The following is an 18772-nucleotide window of genomic DNA, read 5'->3' as shown; positions in this document are numbered from 1 at the left end:
GGTACATCCATGAAAGCAAGCAAGATCATCACCTGCGCAGGCCTGGCGCTCTCCCTGCTGGCCAGCGGCGTCATGGCCGCCGTCAGCGAACAGGAAGCGGCACAGCTTGGCACTTCGTTGACGCCACTGGGCGCGCAAAAGGAAGGCAACGCCGACAAGAGCATTCCCGCGTGGGATGGCGGCCTCAAGCCCGGCGCCGCGCCGGTGGACGCCAAGGGTTTCCTGGGCGACCCCTTCAAGAACGAGAAGCCGCTGTTCACCATCACTGCGGCCAACGCCCAGCAATACAAGGACAAGCTGACACCCGGCCAGCTCGCCATGTTCCAGCGCTATCCGGACACTTACAAAATTCCGGTCTATCCCAGTCACCGTACCGCTGCGGCGCCTGTGGGCATCTACGCGGCCGCGAAGAAAAGTGCGGTCAATGTGCAGTTGGTCAACGACGGTACTGGCTTGGCTAATTTCGCCGATTCGCGTTACTACGCCTTCCCGATCCCCAAGAGTGGCGTCGAGGTCTACTGGAACTTTGTAACGCGCTTTCGCGGCGAGAACGTCGAGCGCTGGTCGGTCCAGGCGGTGCCGCAGGTCAATGGTGACTACACCATCGTCGAGACGCACGACCAGAACAGCTTCCCGCAATACATGGAGGGCGTGGACCTGCAAGCCGAGAAGAACATCCTCTATTACTACATTTTCGCCGTCGACGCGCCGGCGCGCCTGGCCGGCACGGTGTCCATGGCCCATGAAACCATCGACCAGGTCACCGAGCCGCGCAAGGCCTGGACCTACAACGCCGGTCAGCGCCGTGTTCGCCGCGCGCCACAGCTGGCCTACGATGCTCCTGGACTGGCCTCGGATGGCATGCGCACTTCCGACAACGCCGACATGATGAACGGCTCGCCCGATCGCTATGACTGGAAGCTGATCGGCAAGAAGGAGATGTACATTCCCTACAACAACTACAAGCTGCAGTCGCCAAACCTGAAGTACGCGGACATCATCAAGCCTGGCCATATCAACCAGGACTTGACCCGCTACGAGCTGCATCGCGTGTGGCACGTGCAGGCGACACTGAAGGCGGGCGAACGGCATATCTACGCCAAGCGCGACATGTATTTCGATGAAGACACCTGGGTACTCTCCGAGGTGGACCATTACGACGGCCGCGGCCAACTGTGGCGCGTCGGTGAAAACTACACCTACAACAACTATGAAAAAAGCTTGAATGCACCTGCCGCCCAGGGGTTCTACGACCTTCTGGCCGGTCGCTACATCGTCGCTACCATGAGCAACGAAGCGAAATCGGCGCCTCAGTACGGCGCCCGCACCAAACTGGCAGACTTCACGCCGGCGGCGTTGCGTAACGCAGGTATTCGCTGACACAAGCAACACTGGTTGAACAGACGCCCCGCTTGCGGGGCGTTTTGCGTTTGCCGGCGTACATGATCGTTCCCACGCTCTGCCCGGGAACGCCGCCAGGGACGCTCCGCGTTCCGCTGACCACGCATGACGTGAGCCCTGCGCACGGGTGACGCGGAGCGTCACGGGATGCATTCCCACGCGGAGCGTGGGAACGATCATGTGCGCGGCAAACTGGCCGATGTTACGCAGCGCGGGTATTGGATCGTTCCCACGCTCCGCGTGGAACGAGCAATAAAAAAGCCGACCCAAAAGTCGGCTTACTTGGATCGTTCCCACGCTCTGCGTGGGAATGCCGCCAGGGACGCTCCGCGTTCCGCTGACCACGCATGACGTGAGCCTTGCGCAAGGGTGACGCGGAGCGTCACGGGATGCATTCCCACGCGGAGCGTGGGAACGATCATGTGCGCGGCAAACTGGCCGATGTTACGCAGCGCGGGTATTGGATCGTTTCCATGCTCTGCGTGGAACGAGCAATAAAAAAGCCGACCCAAAAGTCGGCTTACTTAAGTGGCAGCGGGGCTTTACTCAAAAACAACCTTGCAGCGGCTGGCGTCCCAGGCTTCGATCTGGTCCTGATAGCGCTCCTCGATCAGACTACGGCGGATCTTCAGGGTCGGTGTCAGCAGCGCATTGGTGACGGTCCAGGGTTCGGCCACCACCACCAGGGCGCCCAATTGCTCATGCGCCTCGAACAGGGAGTTGACCTCAGCCAGGAAAACCTCGAGCTCAGTGGCAACCTTGTCGCGACCTTCGGCGGTGGCGAGTGCGGCGCGGGTATCAGGTGAAACATTGAGCAAGGCCAGCGGCTGCGCCAGGCCAACCCCAGTGACACACGACGCCTCGACACGCGGATGATTGCCCAGTTTGGCTTCGATAGGGACAGGCGCGACGTACTTGCCCTTGGCGGTCTTGAACAACTCCTTGACCCGTCCGGTGATACGCAGGCGCCCTTGCTCATCCAGTTCGCCACGGTCACCTGTGCAGAACAGACCGTCGCTGGTGTAGCTCTGGGCGGTCAGATCGGGTTGCTTGTAATAGCCCAGCATCTGCGCCGGGCTTTTCACCAGGATTTCGTTATTGTCACCGATACGACATTCGACACCCGGGATCGCCGCCCCAACGTAACCAACACGCACCTGGCCCGGCAGGCTGAAGTGCGAGGTGCCGAAGTTCTCCGACATGCCATAGCCTTCCAGCAGCTCAAGTCCCAACTCACGGTACCACTCCATCACCTTGACCGGCAGCGGCGCGGAGCCGGACAGGCCGGTATGCACCTGGTCAAGCCCAAGGGCCGAGAGAATCTGCACCTTCATCAGCTTGCCTTCCACCGGATCGGCGAAGACGGCGGCCTGTCTGGCAGGATCGATCCGCTCGTTGATGCCCTGATAGAACTTGCCCCACAACCTGGGCATGGACAGGAAAATCGTCGGGCGCGCTCGGCGCAGGTCATCACTGAAGGTTTCCAGGCCCAGGTTGAAGAACACCCGGCAGCCGCTGTACAGCGACACCGCTTCCACCACCGCCCGTTCGGCGGTATGGGCCAATGGCAGGTAGGACAATAGCCGATCATTGTTGCTCGTGCCCTTGCCGTTGGCATACATGCAACCGGTCACCGCCGGTGCGGCGTACATGGCGCCGAAGCTGTGCATCACACCTTTGGGAGCGCCGGTGCTGCCCGAGGTGTAAATGATGGTGGCAAGTTCGCCTGGCACGGCTTCGACCACCGCTTGCAGGGGCGCGGTACGGGCGATGATCTGATCCCAGGGTTCACCCTTGCCGCAGCTGGACATAGGCAAATCGATCAATGGCAAATCGGGCGGAATCGAAGCACAAACGGCGTTCCAGCCCGCCACTTCGCCCTCAAGGCGTCCGACGAAAAGCAGCCGAACTTCAGCATGTTCCACCACGTAACGCACCGTGTCGCTATTGGCAGTGGTGTACAGCGGGACGCTGACATGCCCGGCCATCCAGATCGCCAGGTCGGCGATGATCCAGTGGGCGGTGTTCTTGCCGTAGATGCCAATGGAAGACTTCGCCGGCAAGTCCAGGCTCTGCAGGTGAGCAGCCATGCGCCGCGCCTGGTCGCCCACTTCACGCCAGCTGTAGTCTTGCACGCCGCCATCGGGCAAGGGCTGGGTCAGGTAGATGGCATCTGGCGTGCTGTGCTCCCAATGAAGGAAGCGATGCAACAGTGTCGGGTGCTTATTATTGTTGTTCATGACAGATCCTGCATTTGAAGGGAGGTGTCCCACCCATTTGAATTATTCTTTTCGTAACCCGTCGCGGCACCTTACCCGCGCTGAAAAAGCGTAGTGGTCACCGTGCCGTCGTCACCCGTCTGATGCTGCAGCGCCAGTTGCGCATCGGCTACCTGGCGTCGGCCGGCGCTGCCACGCAGTTGGTGCACAAGCTCTATACATTGCGCCAGGGCGCTCGCCGCCGAGGCTTGCCCCAAGGTCAGCAAGCCACCGGAAGGATTGATGACCAGGTTGCCGCCGTAGGTATTGTCGCCGTCTTCGACCAGTTTCTCACCGTAGCCTTCGGCACAGAAACCCAGCGCTTCGTAGAGTAACAACTCGCTGACCGTGCTGAGGTCGTGCAGTTCGCAAACATCAACCTCCTGCGGCCCCCTGCCCGCTTGCTCATACAACTCACGAGCGGCGGCCACGTTGACCTCATAGTCGACACCGGCGAAGGTCGCCCCCTGATCGTTCACTTGCTGTGGGGTTACACAGGCCTGGGCTACGACTTGAACCAGCGCGCCGTTGCCGTGGCGCCTGGCAAATTCACTGGAACACAACAAAACCGCTGCTACACCTGAGCTGGCCCAGGCCACCTGCGGATGGGTTAGTGGATCGGCGATCATCTGCGCCTGCAATACACGATCGAGCGTCAGAAGGCTATTGAACGCGACCAGTGGATTGAGCGCGGCATGCTGGCGCGCCTTGACGGCGATCATGGCGAAGGTTTCTCGTCGAGCCAGATAACGCGCCATGTACTCCTGAGCCACGGCGCCAAGCCGTTCAAGCCCGAGGGTTGGCGCAGGCGCGCCCTCGATACCCAGCACCAGAATGCTTTCCGCCTGCCCGAGGAGGATGGCCTGGCAAGCGCGTGCAAACAACGCGCTGCCATCAGCGTCGTTCGGTGCAAAGTGAAAGAGCGGGACTTGCGCAAGCCCTGCTGTTTGCAGAGCACGCTGCAAGGTCACACCATCCATCGCGCCTGTAACGGCATGGACCGCCGCAATATTGCTTGCGGACAAACCGGCGTCGGTAAGCGCCTGTCCTATCGTAGTGCCGATCCGTACGTGCGCATCGGGAGCCAGCGCGGCTGGACTGAAGGGCGACATACCTACGCCAATCACATTGACGCAACGTTGCATCGTGCTCTCCTGAAATAGAAAAACTGCCGCTTACCGTTCATGTAAGCGGCAGGTGGCCAGGCAATCAGGCCGGTACGGACTCGAACAATTCGACCGCACCATTTTTCAATACGACAACGTCACGCTCGACCGCACGCATCTCGACGATGATGCGCGTCGGCGACTCACGCCACATACGGGTTTCCAAGGTGTCGCCGGGCATCACGATGGCGGCGAAGCGCGCGCGCACGCTCTTGAACAGACGCGAATCGTTACCGCAGAACGCCTTGATCACATGGCGACCGAGGTAGCCGAAGGTGCACAGGCCATGCAGGAACGGTTTCTCGTAGCCGGCCTTGGCGGCATAGTCCGGATCGATGTGCATCGGGTTCCAGTCCCCGCACAGGCGATACAGCAGCGCCTGGTTGACTTCGGTCTGGTCCGCCAGCACCGCATCGGGTTCACGATCTGGCGCTACGTTGATCTCTTCGCTGGGCACACGTTGCAGCCCAGCACCCGGCACGCCAGGGTAGAAGCCCGTCACTTCGTTGTAGAACAGCGGCGTGCCGTGCTCGTCGGTGGTCTCGATGGCCAGGATGGTGACGGTGCTCTTGCCTTTGTCGATCGCCGACTTCAAGCGCATGCTGTGCTTGAGCTTGGCTTTAGGGGGCAAGGGACGATACATCACGGTGTATTGTTCGCCATGCAGGCCTTTGGCGAATGGCACGTTCAGGCCTTCCAGCTGTGGCTCGCCGGACTTGGCGGCACGCAGGAACACTTCGGTCGCCGGCAACACGGCCATGGTCGGCAGTACACGGAATTCATCACCGAGGAACTCGTTGACGTACTTCAACTCATCGCGGTCCAACGGGTCTTTGGCAGCGCCTACGGCCAGGGCATAGAGCGCGGCATCGTTCTGGTCGTACTCGGTTTCGAGGTGGGAGACAGCGTTGGCTGCCACTTCCATATCAACGAAAGCATTGCCACCCTTGGCAGGCGACTCCATGCGTGTAAACAGCTCTTTGAGTCCATCGGCGCCGTCGGTGTGATGAACGCTGCGCTCATCGAAATGAGTGATGCGCGTCCAGTTATCGCGAACCAGTTCCGGGCTCAGGGTATTGGTGTGCAGGAACCGGCCGTGGGAACGCTCCCAACGGTATTTCGCATGGAAGCCGCCACCGACCTCGAACAGGCCGCCGGTGTCTGTGCACTCCTCGCTGCACAGCCAACCCACCAGCGGCGCGCAGTCTTCGACTTTGACTTTGTCGTGCAGCTCCTGGGGGAACAGCCCGCTGGCGATCACCATGCGTGAAGCGGCGACCGGGGCAATGGTGTTGACCCGGATGTTCTTGCTCGCGCCCTCGATGGCCAACGAGTTGGCGAAACCGATCAAGCCCGACTTGGCGGTGGAATAGTTGCACTGGCCGAAATTACCGAAGATGCCGGCGCCGGATGCGGTCATGATGATGCGCCCGTAGCCTTTTTCACGCATGATCGGCCACACGGCGTGGGTCAGGCGGAAGGCGCCCTTGACGTGCACTTCCTGGATCAGGTCCCACTGCTCTTCGGTCATCTTGTGGAACGAACTGTCGCGCAGGACGCCGGCGTTGTTGATCAGGATATCGACCGTGCCAAACACCTCGAGCGCGGTGGCGACGATTTTCTCGCCCTCGGTCACCGAGTGGTAGTCGGCGACAGCCTCGCCACCCATGGCGCGGATCTGCGCAACTACTTCATCGGCCGCCGCGCTTGAACTGCCCAGGCCTTCGGTGCTGACGCCCAGGTCATTGACCACGACCCTGGCACCCCGCGAACCCAGCAGCAAGGCGTGGGCGCGTCCCAGGCCGTTGCCGGCGCCGGTGACGATGGCAACTTTGCCGTCAAAGCGAATTTCTTGAGACACGTTTGCTCTCCTATGATCGCGCTCACAACGTGCGAGCGATGATTTCTTTCATGATTTCGTTGGTGCCACCCCAGATCCGGTTGCCACGGGTGTCGAGGTACAACCTGGCAATCGGGTATTCGGTCATGTAGCCATTGCCGCCATGCAGTTGCAGGCACGCATCGACCACACGGCTGCTGAGCTCCGCGGTCCAGTACTTGGCTACCGCGGCCACTTCGGCTGTCAGTTCGTCGCGCAGCAGCAAGGCCATGCAGCTGTCGATCCATGAGCGGCCGATCTGTATTTCGGTCTTGAGTTGCGCCAGGGTGAAACGCGAGTTCTGGAAGTCCAGCACCGGCTTGCCGAAGACCATGCGCGTACGGGTGTATTCGATGGTGTGATCCAGTGCCGCCTCGGCCTGGGCCTGAAAACCGACGGCGCCGATGATCCGTTCCCACGCCAGGTCATGCATGAGCTGGTAGAAGCCCTGCCCTTGCACGCCGCCGAGCACGTTTTCGGCCGGCACGCGGCAATCGTCGAAGAACAGCATGCTGGTGTCCTGGGCGTGCAGGCCGATCTTTTCCAGCGGCTGCGATCGGCTGAAGCCTTCACGCTCTTTCTCGACGATGATCAGCGAGATGTCCTGGGCGCCCTTGCCACTTTCGCCGGTCTTGCAGACCACCAACGCCAGATCGCAGGACGCGCCATTGGAAATGAACGTCTTGGAGCCGTTGATGATTAACTCGTCACCTTCGGCCCTGGCGCGCGTGCGCACCGCCTGCAGGTCCGAACCGGTGTTGGGTTCGGTCATGGCGATGGCGCCCACGGCTGTACCCGCGATCATTTTCGGCAACCAGGCCTGCTTCTGCGCCTCGGTGCCGTAGTTGAGGATGTAGTTGGCCACCAGGCCGTGCACACCGAAACCAATCAGGCCGGAAGCGCCGGCACGCATGAATTCTTCGGCAAAGACCATGTCGAACAGGCGATCGGCGCCGGGCCCGCCATATTCCTCTGGCATCGAAGGCAAGAGCATTCCCATCTCGCCAGCCTTGCGCCAGACCTCGCGGGGTACGCACTTGTCTTTCTCCCACTGGGCATGGAACGGGTTGACCTGCTGCTCCATGAAGCGGCGGCAGGCGCGTCGAAACTCATCGTGCTCAGTGCTGAACAAGCTACGGGGTATCAGGTATTCCATGGGTAATCCTCTGCAACCCTGATCAGAGCGTGCGCCCGACCAGATCTTTCATGATGTCGTTGGCGCCGCCGGCAATGCGCAGGACGCGGTGATCGAGGTAGTGACGGGCGACCGGGTACTCGAGCATGTAGCCGTTACCGCCATGCAACTGGACGCATTCGTCCACGACCTTGGTGTAGAGGTCCGAGCACCACAATTTGGCCGAGGCCGCCGCTTCGGGGCTGAGGGTGCGCGCCAGGCTTTGCTCCATGCAGCGGTCGACGTAGTTCTGCGACACCGCCAATTGCATCTTCAAGTCGGCCAATTTGAAGCGGGTGTTCTGGAAGGCGAAGATGGGCTTGCCGAATACGCTGCGGCCCTTGGTGTAGTCCAGCGTGCTGTCGAGCACCGCGTCGGCGCCGGCAACGCTGCTGATGGCGATGGACAGCCGTTCCCAGGCCAACTCCTTCATCAACTGGATGAAGCCCTGCCCGGCCACGCCACCCAGCAGGTTTTCCCTGGGCACCCGGACGTTGTCGAAGAACAGCATGGTGGTGTCCTGGGCGTGCAGGCCGACCTTGCGCAAGGGCTGGGACCGACTGAAGCCTGCGCGGTCGGCTTCGACCAGGATCAGTGAGATGTCCTGGGCGCCCTTGCCGGTATTACCGGTCTTGGCGACGACGACCACCAGGTCGCAGTTGCTGCCGTTGGATATGAACGTCTTGGCGCCGTTGATGACGTACTCATCACCGTCCAGCACAGCGCGGGTCTTGACCGCTTGCAGGTCGGAGCCGGTATCCGGCTCGGTCATCGCCACCGCGCCAATGGCCTGGCCTGCCGCCATTTTCGGCAGCCAGGTGTGCTTTTGCTGTTCGCTGCCGAAATTCACCAGGTAACCGGCGACAATGTCATGCACGCCGAAACCGATCAGCCCCGATGCCTGGCCCGCGCGGTAGATTTCCTCGGTGGCGATCATCGAGAAACGCCGATCCAGCCCCAGTCCGCCATAGGCTTCGGGAGTGGTGGCATTAAGCATGCCCAGCGCGCCAGCCCGCTCCCAGATGTACCGCGGGACCCGATGGTCTGTTTCCCACTGTTCGAGGCAGGGTGCACATTCCTCAGCCAGGAAGCGCCGCACGCTGCTGCGAAACTCCTCGTGCTCATGGTCAAACAGGGTACGGGGTATCATCGGTGGTTCTCTCCTTCGGTCGTCGGTCGGCCACCTTTGAAGGGGCTCTGGATCGATCATAGGAGCAGGTTTCGCCGATACGCCCCCTCGGGGAGGGGGGGATTCGTGCATTCGAAAAACACACGGCGCGCTATTCTTTATCTGGGGGCATTTACCTGGGGGCAACCTGAACAGGAGGAGCCCGCATGGCCACCTTGAAACTTCACCCTGCACTGGACAACGGTATCCAACCCGCCGCCGCGAACTTCACCGGTGGCACCCTGCAATGCCTGTGTGCGACCGATAAGGTCGAGGTCCGGATCGATGCACAAACCCTGCATAACCACGCGTGCGGCTGCAGTAAATGCTGGAAACCGCAAGGCGCGATATTCGCCGTCATTGCCGTCGTCCCCCGGGATAAGGTTAGCGTGACTGCCCACGGCGAAAAACTGGCGATTGTCGATGAGACCGCTACCATCCAACGCCACGCCTGCAAGCAGTGTCACGCCCATCTTTTCGGACGCATCGAGAACAAGGACCACGCGTTTTACGGCCTCGACTTCGTCCACACCGAACTCTCCCCACAGAAAGGATGGGCCGCGCCGGGCTTCGCCGCTTTCGTGTCCTCGATCATCGAAACCGGCACACCGCCTGCGCAAATGCCTGCTATCCGTGAGCGCCTGCGCTCGATCGGCCTGGAGCCCTACGACTGCCTGTCTCCGGACTTGATGGACGCACTGGCGACGCATGTGGCTAAAAAGAAAGGCCTGCTCCCCGATGCCTGATTGATCGGCCGCCGCAGTTTCTTCACCGAACTGCGGCCAGGCCCGGCAGTAACGCAATGTGCTGGTGGCATTTTTCCGCGGTGAGCGAACGGGATGGATCGATAGCGATCAGTTTTGCACCGCGTCGCTGTCGTCCACTACGCTGGGCGTCGCGGCGGTGCCTGCCAGGAGGCCGCCGTCGATGTTGAGCTCACTGCCGGTCATGTACGTCGCTTCATCAGAGGCAAGTAGCAGCGCCAGCGCCGCCACCTCTTCGGGCATCCCGAACCTTCGCAGTGGAGTGTCTCGAACCAGTGCAGCCATGCGTTCGTGACGATCCTCGCCGGTGCCCAACATGGGCTCCCACAGGGGCGTGAGGATGGCCGCGGGATGAATCGAGTTGCACCGGATTCTGAGCCCTTGCTCGGCGCAGTACAGCGCCACCGTCTTGGTGTGGTTACGCACTGCGCCCTTGGACGACGCATAGGCCGCGGCGCCCGGAATGCCAACCAGGCCTGACCGGGAGGAGATGTTGATAATGGAGCCTGTTCCGTGAGGCCGCATGGCACGAATGGCGTACTTGCAACCCAGGAATACACCATCGAGATTGGTCCGATGCACGGCGTGCCAGTCCTCCAGGCGCGCATGCTCCGGGTCATGCGCCACGGCACCGTGCTCAAATCCGGTGATACCTGCATTGTTCACCAGCACGTCCAGTCTGCCGCGCTCCTTGAGGATTTGCGTGGTCACTCGCTGCCAATCTTCTTCGCGCCGCACATCGAGGCGCAGATAGCTGGCGCGATCGCCGAGTGAATCTGCAACGGCGCTGCCGAGCTCATCATTGATATCCGTGACGTAGACAAAGCAATCCTCTTGCGCGAAGAGTCGCACGATCGCGGCGCCAATCCCTTGGGCCGCCCCGGTGACGATGGCAGTCTTTGCAGTGAGTTTATTGGCCATGAGTGATGCGGCGACCTTTTTGGTTTGATACTCGGAAAAAGCAGTTACCCCCTCCAACAGGGTTGGCTACCAAAATCGATCCCGAGTATAGACTGCCCTCGCAAAACGCCAGCGGGGGAAGTCATCGGCGCGTCCACGCAACGCACCCCTCCTTTGCCGCGCTGGTGTTTTGCGCTTGGGATCCAGCAGCACTGAGTACTTTGTGGTGAGTGGATTCATCCCCGTTGGACTGCGCAGCAGGCCCTCTTTTGGGGCCGCTTCGCGACCCAACGGGGATGAATCCCCTCGCCACAAGTGGAGTGTCAGGTTGGACAACAGCTACAGCTATTGAGACGGATCTATCTGATCCAACACCCGGTTCGCGGTGATTTTCAAAAGATCGCGGCCTTCGGCAGCTCCTACAGTGGTTGGCGCCGATTGAGATGTAGGAAAAGTCCAACAACTGCGCAAGAAGGTGCATTGACCTGTAGATTTTCAGCCTGGCAACCCCCTGCTACTCAATCAACCCATTCTTGCGCGCCCATGACACTGCATCATAACGACTCGAAACGCCCAGTTTGGCGTAGATGTTCTTCAGGTTCCACTTCACTGTTTCCAGCGAGATGTTTAACGTCAGGGCCACGCGCTTGTTGGCCATCGCCTGGCTGATCAATTCGAGGATGGCCAGCTCCCGCGGCGTGAGCATTGAAGACGCGCCATTGGCCGAAGACTCGCTGGAGCGACCGACGTTTCCAGGACCGAAGCGCTCAAGCAGCGCTCTCAAGTAAATCTCATCCTCACTGGCCAGCGGCTTGCTCGACAGTGCCACGAGCATTTTGCGCAACACTTCGCCTTCGTCGAGGAAGGTGCGCACCAGTCCCAGGCGCCGGCCCAGGGACACGGCTTCCAGCAAGCGCGCTTGCGCCTGTTCGGGCTGCAGCAGGTCGCTTTTCGCGCACGCTTCGAGCAACTGGCCGGTGACCTGCAATTGCCCGCGGCTGAACTTCGTCGCGTAGGTGCCCAGGATAGCCAGGGCTGCGAGCGCCTTGTCCGGGTAGTTGGTGGCCAGCAGCAGACGCGCTTGCGCCAGCGCGGCAATTGCCGGGATGTCTGCCTGGAAGCCCGGGGAGTCGCGGTGTTTATCGGCCAGTACCTGTAGTTTGGCTACCCTGTCGGCGGCCAGTGTCTTGTCGTTTTCCAGCAACGCGATGCGGGCCTGCTCGGCCAGGCAGTGCGCCAGGGCTCGGTCCTGGTTGATGGTGCGAAAGTGTCGTTCCTGGCGTTCCAGAAATGCCATGGCCACGGCGGCGCTGTCCTGGAGCAGGTCCAGGCGTGCCCGGCAAATCGTCGCCCGCAGCATGGTGTCGGGCATGGCCCATTGCAGCAGGCCATTACGGTTGGCGAGGATTTCCCGCGCTTCATCGGTACGGTCCACCTCGCGGTAGACCTCGGCCAGCGTGGCGGCCCCCAGATAGGCACTGGCGGCACGGTGGCCGTGCACTGACACCGCACGGGCCAGTTGTGCCGAACCGATCCGCTCAGCCTCGCGCATCTGGCCGGCCTGCAGGTAACAAAGGGTCCGGGCCCCTTCGGCCACCAACGCCATCTCGCCATTGCGCTCGGCTTCGGGGATGGGGTTGTCATCCAGGCATTGCAGCGCTTCCTCGATGCGTCCGGCCGCCAGGTAAGCGATGGTCAGCAGCGCCGGCGCGCCGAAACGCGTTACGGAATAGTCATCCGGCAACGCCTGGAAATCCTCGAGCAAACCAATGATGGGCTCAGTGCGATCACGCTGCACTTCGATGGCCGCCTGCACCAGCGGCAGTCGATAGGCAACGTCAGCGTGTTGCGCCGCACCACTGCGATGGAACTGTTCCAGCCAGATCTCGGCCTTGGCCGGGCGGGCCGTGAGTGCATAGGCCAGGCAACCGAGAAAGAACAGGCGCGGTCGGGAAAACAGGATGTCCTGCGGCAAGCGGTCGAGCAGGCGTAGCAGCGGGCTTAGCTGACTCAGGCTCCAGGTCGCCGGGGCTGCCCGTTCGATCAGTTGCGCAGCGAAGTCCAGGTCACCTGCCAATGTGGCATGGCGTACGGCCTCGGCCAGCAGCTTGCGCTCGGCGAACCAGTGAGCGGCCCGATTATGCAGTTCGATCAGGGCTGCGCTGTCACGACGGGCGAGCCGCGTGGCCAGGAAATCGCCGAACAATGCATGAAAGCGGTACCACGGCTGACGGTCATCGGCTTCGACGCGAAAGATCAGCAGGTTTTCTTCGTCCAGCCGCTTGAGCATGGCTTGCGCCGAGTTGACGCCGGTAATCGCTTGCGCCAGGGAGGCGTTGAAGCGACGGCAAATACTGACGCTTTCCATGAACTGCGCCAACTCGGGTGGCAGATGGGCCATGACGTCTTCGGCCAGGTAGCTCTGCAGGTCGTCGGAACGCCAGCCCATTTCGCGCAAGGCACCGCGCGATTGCGGGTCGCTGCGCAACAGGATGATCACCAGCTGCAACGTGGCTGGCCAACCACTGGTGAGCTCGTGGATCTGATGGAATTCTTCCGGGCTGAGCTTCAAGGCCGCCAGGCTCTGTTCGAGAAAAGCGCGGGACTCGGCCAGATCGAATGGCAAGGTGGCGCAATCGAGCTCCAGTAACTGCCCGCTCAGGCGCAGCCGACTGAAACTCAACGGTGGACCCACCCGGGACGAGATGACGAAGTGCAGGTTCTCGGGGCTGTGATCCAGCAGCTTCTGCATGAGCTGGTGCGAGCGCGGGTCGCTGACGTGTTGGTAGTCATCGATCACCAGGAACAACTCTTTGTTGATACTGGCAGCGCCTTCGACGATGGTCGCCACCACCTCGTCGATGAACTCCGGCCGCGCGCCCTCCAACGGCACGCCGCTGTCCATGACGATGCCAAGTCGCTGCAACGCGCCACGTAGATAAGCGAAGAAAATCGGCACGTGCTTGTCATCGGCGCTCAGTGCCAGCCAGGCCACCTCCGCTCCGGAGCGCATCATCACCTGCCGCCATTGGGCCAGCAGCGTGGTCTTGCCGAAACCCGGGCTACCGGTTACCAGGCCGACGCGGCATTGCGTCATGCCGCGCAGATCCTCGAGCAGGCGCTCGCGCAGGATGGTCTGGGTACCAATGCGCGGTGGCGCGAATTTGGTCGATACGAGCAGCTTGTCGGTATGCATGTCCTGCCTAGTCTCCGATCCCCAGATCCGTCGAAACAGCGTGAGGCTGGTCGATACGAATCGGCGAGGTATGGCCACATTTATGGCGATTGTCGGATTATTTACCCGAACACCGCTAAAAGACAGCGCGTGTCATGGTTGCGCGCAGGATTGTGGCGGGGAAAACAGACAGCCCACCCCCCACAATCGAGGGGGGCTACCCTGTAGGAGCGAGCATACTCGCGATAAACGCTTGAACAACGCGATCATTCAGGCAGCACGCGTCATCGTTGACGTCCATCGCGAGCATGCTCGCTCCTACAAGAGGCCAGGTAGACGTGAGGCCAATTCAGAGGGTTCGCGCTACCAGTTCGCGCATGATGTCGTTGGCTCCACCGTAGATGCGGTTGACGCGGCTGTCCAGGTAATGACGGGCAACCGGGTACTCCAGCATATAGCCGTTACCGCCATGCAGCTGCACGCACTGATCCACTACCTTGGAATACAGTTCGGTGCACCAAAGCTTGGCCGCCGCCGCTGCCTGCGGGCTCAGTTCGTTTTGCAGGATGAGCTCCATGCAGCGATCGATGTAGGTCTGGCCGATGACGATTTCGGTCTTGAGGTCCGCCAGCTTGAAGCGCGAATTCTGGAATTCGATGATCGGCGTACCGAATGCCTTGCGCTCGCGCGTGTAGTCAATGGTCTGCTCGAGCACCGCCTGGCTTGCCGCAATGGCCAGGATACCAATGCTCAGGCGCTCCCAGGCCAGCTCCTTCATCAATTGGTAGAACCCCTGGCCAGGCTCGCCCCCCAGGATGTTGTCCTTGGGCACTCGCACGTCCTGGAAGAACAGCATGGTGGTGTCCTGGGCATGCAGGCCGACCTTGCGCAGCGGTTTGGACTTGGTGACGCCGACCCGGTCGGCCTCCACCAGGATCAGCGAGATGTCCCGCGAGCCTTTGCCGGTATTACCGGTCTTGGCGATCACCACGATAAGGTCGCTGTTGGTGCCATTGGAAATGAACGTCTTGGCGCCATTGATCACGTAGTCATCACCGTCGAGCACGGCGCGGGTCTTGACCGCTTGCAGATCGGAGCCGGTATCGGGTTCGGTCATGGCCACGGCAGAGATGACTTCTCCGCTGGCCATTTTCGGCAGCCATTGCTGTTTCTGCTCTTCGGTGCCGAAGTTGATCAGGTAGCCGGCGCAGATGTCGTGCACATTGAAGCCATTCAAGCCGGAAAGCCCGGCGCGGGCCACTTCCTCGACGGCGATCATCGAAAAGCGCCGGTCCAAACCCAGGCCGCCATAGGCCTGGGGGGTCGTGGCGTTGAGCATGCCCAGCTCACCGGCGCGCTCCCAGATCTGCCGGGGAACCCGATGATCCTCTTCCCACTGTTCATGGAACGGCGTGCATTGCTGCGCGAGAAAACGTTTTACGCTATCGCGAAACGCTTCATGTTCATGATCGAAGAGAGTGCGCGGGATCATTCAATTACCTCCAAAAAGATGGGCTCTGGCGATGAACGCCTTTACGCCACCTTAGGACGACTTACGCTCCTTCTGCCCCCTCGAAGCGGGTAGGCCCGCTTCAGTTGCGCCAAGCGAACCTGCCTGCGCTGGCGGCGTCACTGTTCATCCGCCGTCGTCAGCAAGGCATGGAGCATGCGCGCCAGCATGCGAACGGTGTCCTCTTCAAGCAGGTAATCCGGTTTTTCGATCAGCAACGCCCGGGGCAACGCGGTGACCGCCTGATAGGCAAGGAAGCCTGCCTTCTCGCGATCACGTACCCGAACCTCGTTGCAGAAGCGTTGTACCAGGGCTGGCATGACCTTCGAGATCCAGAAACGCTCCGGCTTGACGATGTCCAGCCGCACCAGTTCGGCGTAGTAGGCGGCCTTGATGCTCAATTGCGAGTCGATCTGCTCCCAGCGATGCAAGGCTGCAAGGCCGGTGCGCAACACCAATTCGATGCCGTCATACAGCGTCGCCGATGCAGGCAGTGCATGGATCTCGAGGATGATTTGCTGGCGGGTATCAGCGCGGTAATCCTCGAAAATGGCGGCGATCAGCGATTCCATCGTGGGGAAGTATTCGTAGATGGAACTGATCGCCACCCCGGAATAATCGGAAAGACGATAGATCGACAGCGCGTCGCGCCCTTCCCGTTCGAGGACGTCCCGCCCGGCTGTTTTCAAGGCTTCGACCAAGGCCACCGAACGTGCCTGCCTGGGCTGCTTGCGTGGCCTGGCGGGCAGTTTGAGCACAATGTCGTCATTGGTATCCAGGCCTGGAGCGGCCATGTCCGAACTGCGCATATCGACTCCTTCAGTGTGGATCTCGTCCACTGCTTTTCGCCATTTCACACAGGCTATGTGCATGGCGAGCCGGTCGCCCCCCTCTCTTTGGGGGGAGCTCACGCCAGTGCGGCACCGTTAGCATCGGGGCCATGAGTGCACACGTTTGCACAAGACTGAGACGCGACCGGACCAAACGACATGAAGCACGACAGCACTGCCGGCGATTGCTGCGCTGCAACAAACCGCGCGACCGTCGTACGGGTATCCGCCAAGGACCTTGCGCAACGCATCGGGGTCGCCACCTCCACGGTCACTCGCGCCTTCGATGCGCAATCGCGTATCTCGGCCAAGCTACGCGTGCGCATCCTCGCCATGGCCGATGAACTGGGCTATCGACCCAATGCCATCGCCCGCTCCTTGAACCAGCGCAAGACAGGCATCGTTGCGCTGGTGGTCGGCGATATGGCCAACCCCTTCTATCCGGCTCTGGTTGAGGAGCTTTCCCTGCAACTGCGCCAGGCGGGCCGACAACTGCTGCTGTTCGTGGTGCCACCGGGGGGCGATGCGGACGAACTGCTGCCGCAACTGCTGCAGTACCAGGTCGATGGGATCGTGGTGACCGCCGCGAAGTTGTCTTCGCACATGGCCGACATTTGCGCACGCCAGGGTGTCGGCCTGGTGTTCATGAACCGCCGCGTCGAGGACGTGACCGTCTGGTCGGTGTGCTGCGATAACGAGCGCATGGCCGCCGAGGTGGCCGACTATCTGGTGGGGCAACGCCGCCAGGCCTGCGCCTTTGTGTCCGGCGATCCGGGCATCTCCACCACGGCTGACCGCTTGCGCGGCTTCGAGCGAGGCCTGGCCGCGCAGGGTCAACGCCTGGTGGCCTGCGTTGAGGGTGGATACACCTATGAAGGCGCACGCGAGGCGGCGGCCCGACTGTTCAGTGTCGGCCAACCTGCTATCGACGCGGTGTTCTGCGCCAACGACGTGATGGCCCTCGGCGTACTGAGTTACCTGCGGATTAACACCCACCTGCGCGTACCCGAGGATGTCGCGGTGGTCGGCTTCGACGACATCCGCGCCGCCGCCTGGCCCGAAAACTCACTGACCACGGTGCACCAGCCCCTGGGCCAAATGATCGAATGCGCCCTCGGCTTGCTGGGCCAGGGTCGCCCTGGCAACGGCGCCAACCAGGCGCTCCACGAGGTGCCGGGACATCTGGTACACCGCGCCTCCGCGTAGCGTCACCTCTACACCCAGCTCACAAAAGCAAAAACAATCCAGAGGAAATAATCGGTGATTCAACAACTCAAAAAGGGTCAATCGGCCCAGGCGAAAGCCAGCAATCAAGCCCAGGTGCGCGCCACCGTAGAAGGCATCCTCGCCGACATCGAGCAGCGCGGTGATGCAGCGGTGCGCGAGTACTCCGAGAAATTCGACAACTGGGCGCCGCAAAGCATGCGTCTGACCCAGGAACAGATCGACGCCTGCATTGCCAGTCTGCCCCGGCAGACGCTCGACGACATCCGGTTCGCCCAGGATCAGATTCGCCGCTTCGCCCAGATTCAGAAGGATTCGATGCACGATGTCGAGGTCGAAACCTTGCCCGGCGTCGTACTCGGCCATCGCAATATTCCGGTCAACTCGGTCGGCTGCTATATCCCCGGCGGCAAGTACCCATTGATCGCCAGCGCGCACATGAGCGTACTCACCGCCAAGGTGGCCGGCGTCAAGCGCGTGATCGCCAGTGCACCGCCGTTCGAAGGCAAGCCGTGCCCTGAAATCGTTGCGGCGATGCACTTGGCCGGTGCAGACGAGATCTACTGCCTTGGCGGCGTGCAGGCAGTGGCTGCGATGGCGATCGGTACACAGAGCATCGTCGGCGTCGACATGATCGTTGGCCCCGGCAACGCTTATGTGGCCGAGGCCAAGCGCCAGCTGTTCGGCCGCGTCGGTATCGACCTGTTCGCCGGCCCTACCGAAACCATGGTGATCTGTGATGACACCGTGGACGCCGAACTGGTCGCCGTCGACTTGCTGGGCCAGGCCGAACACGGCCCGACCTCCCCCGCTTATTGCGTTACCACCAGCAAGAAAATCGCCGAAGAGCTGCCTGCTGCTATCGACCGGGTACTGTCGCGCCTGGACACCGCGCCGGTCGCTAGCGTGGCCTGGAACGACTTCGGTGAGATCCATCTATGCGACACCGACGAAGAAGCCCTGGAAGTCGCCGAGCGTTTGTGCTCCGAGCATGTGCAGGTAATGACCAAGGATCCGGACTGGTATCACGATCGCATGACCCGTTACGGCGCCCTGTTCCTTGGCCACCGCACCAATGTGAGCTATGGCGACAAGGTCATCGGCACCAACCACACACTGCCGACGATGGGCGCGGGTCGCTACACCGGAGGATTGTGGGTGGGCAAGTTCATCAAGACCCACACCTACCAACGCGTGCTGACCGACGAGGCCAGCGTGATGATTGGCGAGTACTGCTCGCGGCTGTGTGGCTATGAACATATGTCCGGCCACAAAGAGCAGGCGGATATTCGCGTGCGCCGCATGAAGCAGGAGGCTTGAAGT

Annotated in this window: 13 protein-coding genes; 4 read left to right on the top strand and 9 right to left on the bottom strand. The window is 61.4% G+C overall.

All coding sequences use genetic code 11. The features are described from left to right. Nucleotides 1–9 precede the first annotated feature (9 nt). Complete coding sequence (locus PSUM_RS04085) at nt 10–1380, top strand: DUF1329 domain-containing protein (RefSeq protein ID WP_083349039.1); 1371 nt, start codon at nt 10–12, stop codon at nt 1378–1380. Between the two features lie 563 nt (nt 1381–1943). Here PSUM_RS04085 and PSUM_RS04080 read toward each other — a convergent pair. The 5 genes from PSUM_RS04080 to PSUM_RS04060 form a co-directional block, all read right to left on the bottom strand. Next, nucleotides 1944–3641 (bottom strand): AMP-binding protein, encoded by a 1698-nt coding sequence (locus PSUM_RS04080; protein WP_083349038.1) that lies wholly within the window; start codon nt 3639–3641, stop codon nt 1944–1946. A gap of 71 nt (nt 3642–3712) precedes the next feature. Then, complete coding sequence (locus tag PSUM_RS04075; RefSeq protein ID WP_020796407.1) at nt 3713–4804, bottom strand: thiolase C-terminal domain-containing protein; 1092 nt, start codon at nt 4802–4804, stop codon at nt 3713–3715. 64 nt (nt 4805–4868) lie between these two features. Then, entirely contained in the window at nt 4869–6686 is a 1818-nt protein-coding gene (locus tag PSUM_RS04070) for an SDR family oxidoreductase (protein WP_083349037.1), read from the bottom strand. Between the two features lie 22 nt (nt 6687–6708). Continuing rightward, nucleotides 6709–7851: an acyl-CoA dehydrogenase family protein gene (locus tag PSUM_RS04065; protein WP_231989923.1), complete on the bottom strand. Its 1143-nt coding sequence runs from the start codon at nt 7849–7851 to the stop codon at nt 6709–6711. 31 nt (nt 7852–7882) lie between these two features. Next, entirely contained in the window at nt 7883–9028 is a 1146-nt protein-coding gene (locus tag PSUM_RS04060; protein WP_020796404.1) for an acyl-CoA dehydrogenase family protein, read from the bottom strand. 185 nt (nt 9029–9213) lie between these two features. Here PSUM_RS04060 and gfa point away from each other — a divergent pair, with 185 nt between their 5' ends. Beyond that, the gene (gene gfa, locus PSUM_RS04055) at nt 9214–9792 is read left to right on the top strand and encodes an S-(hydroxymethyl)glutathione synthase (protein ID WP_020796403.1); all 579 of its coding nucleotides are present in this window, start codon (nt 9214–9216) and stop codon (nt 9790–9792) included. A gap of 108 nt (nt 9793–9900) precedes the next feature. Here gfa and PSUM_RS04050 read toward each other — a convergent pair whose 3' ends face one another. From PSUM_RS04050 to PSUM_RS04035, 4 genes are all read right to left on the bottom strand, one after another. Next, nucleotides 9901–10731, bottom strand: a complete 831-nt coding sequence (locus PSUM_RS04050) for an SDR family oxidoreductase (RefSeq protein WP_083349036.1) — start codon at nt 10729–10731, stop codon at nt 9901–9903. Between the two features lie 493 nt (nt 10732–11224). Continuing rightward, nucleotides 11225–13906, bottom strand: coding sequence for a winged helix-turn-helix domain-containing protein (locus PSUM_RS04045; protein ID WP_083349035.1), 2682 nt, complete (start codon nt 13904–13906; stop codon nt 11225–11227). A 328-nt stretch (nt 13907–14234) separates the two neighbouring features. Further along, nucleotides 14235–15377, bottom strand: coding sequence for an acyl-CoA dehydrogenase family protein (locus PSUM_RS04040; RefSeq protein WP_020796400.1), 1143 nt, complete (start codon nt 15375–15377; stop codon nt 14235–14237). Between the two features lie 137 nt (nt 15378–15514). Next, nucleotides 15515–16204: a TetR/AcrR family transcriptional regulator gene (locus PSUM_RS04035; protein ID WP_020796399.1), complete on the bottom strand. Its 690-nt coding sequence runs from the start codon at nt 16202–16204 to the stop codon at nt 15515–15517. Between the two features lie 180 nt (nt 16205–16384). Here PSUM_RS04035 and PSUM_RS04030 point away from each other — a divergent pair, with 180 nt between their 5' ends. Further along, entirely contained in the window at nt 16385–17431 is a 1047-nt protein-coding gene (locus PSUM_RS04030) for a LacI family DNA-binding transcriptional regulator (protein WP_083349034.1), read from the top strand. A 54-nt stretch (nt 17432–17485) separates the two neighbouring features. Further along, nucleotides 17486–18769 (top strand): histidinol dehydrogenase, encoded by a 1284-nt coding sequence (gene hisD, locus PSUM_RS04025; RefSeq protein ID WP_083349033.1) that lies wholly within the window; start codon nt 17486–17488, stop codon nt 18767–18769. The last annotated feature ends 3 nt before the right edge of the window (nt 18770–18772 follow it).

Origin of the sequence: Pseudomonas umsongensis, assembly GCF_002236105.1 — a bacterium.
Taxonomy (GTDB): domain Bacteria; phylum Pseudomonadota; class Gammaproteobacteria; order Pseudomonadales; family Pseudomonadaceae; genus Aquipseudomonas; species Aquipseudomonas umsongensis.
The sequence above is the reverse complement of the archived record's forward strand: the minus strand, read 5'-3'. Positions and strand labels throughout refer to the sequence as shown.

Bases quoted from the DNA above. Each gene is read 5' to 3' on its own strand.
- PSUM_RS04040 (WP_020796400.1), bottom strand. From the start codon at position 15,377: ATGATCCCGCGCACTCTCTTCGATCATGAACATGAAGCGTTTCGCGAT.
- gfa (WP_020796403.1), top strand. From the start codon at position 9,214: ATGGCCACCTTGAAACTTCACCCTGCACTGGACAACGGTATCCAACCC.
- PSUM_RS04050 (WP_083349036.1), bottom strand. From the start codon at position 10,731: ATGGCCAATAAACTCACTGCAAAGACTGCCATCGTCACCGGGGCGGCC.
- PSUM_RS04035 (WP_020796399.1), bottom strand. From the start codon at position 16,204: ATGCGCAGTTCGGACATGGCCGCTCCAGGCCTGGATACCAATGACGAC.
- PSUM_RS04085 (WP_083349039.1), top strand. From the start codon at position 10: ATGAAAGCAAGCAAGATCATCACCTGCGCAGGCCTGGCGCTCTCCCTG.
- PSUM_RS04080 (WP_083349038.1), bottom strand. From the start codon at position 3,641: ATGAACAACAATAATAAGCACCCGACACTGTTGCATCGCTTCCTTCAT.
- PSUM_RS04060 (WP_020796404.1), bottom strand. From the start codon at position 9,028: ATGATACCCCGTACCCTGTTTGACCATGAGCACGAGGAGTTTCGCAGC.
- PSUM_RS04045 (WP_083349035.1), bottom strand. From the start codon at position 13,906: ATGCATACCGACAAGCTGCTCGTATCGACCAAATTCGCGCCACCGCGC.
- PSUM_RS04075 (WP_020796407.1), bottom strand. From the start codon at position 4,804: ATGCAACGTTGCGTCAATGTGATTGGCGTAGGTATGTCGCCCTTCAGT.
- PSUM_RS04030 (WP_083349034.1), top strand. From the start codon at position 16,385: ATGAAGCACGACAGCACTGCCGGCGATTGCTGCGCTGCAACAAACCGC.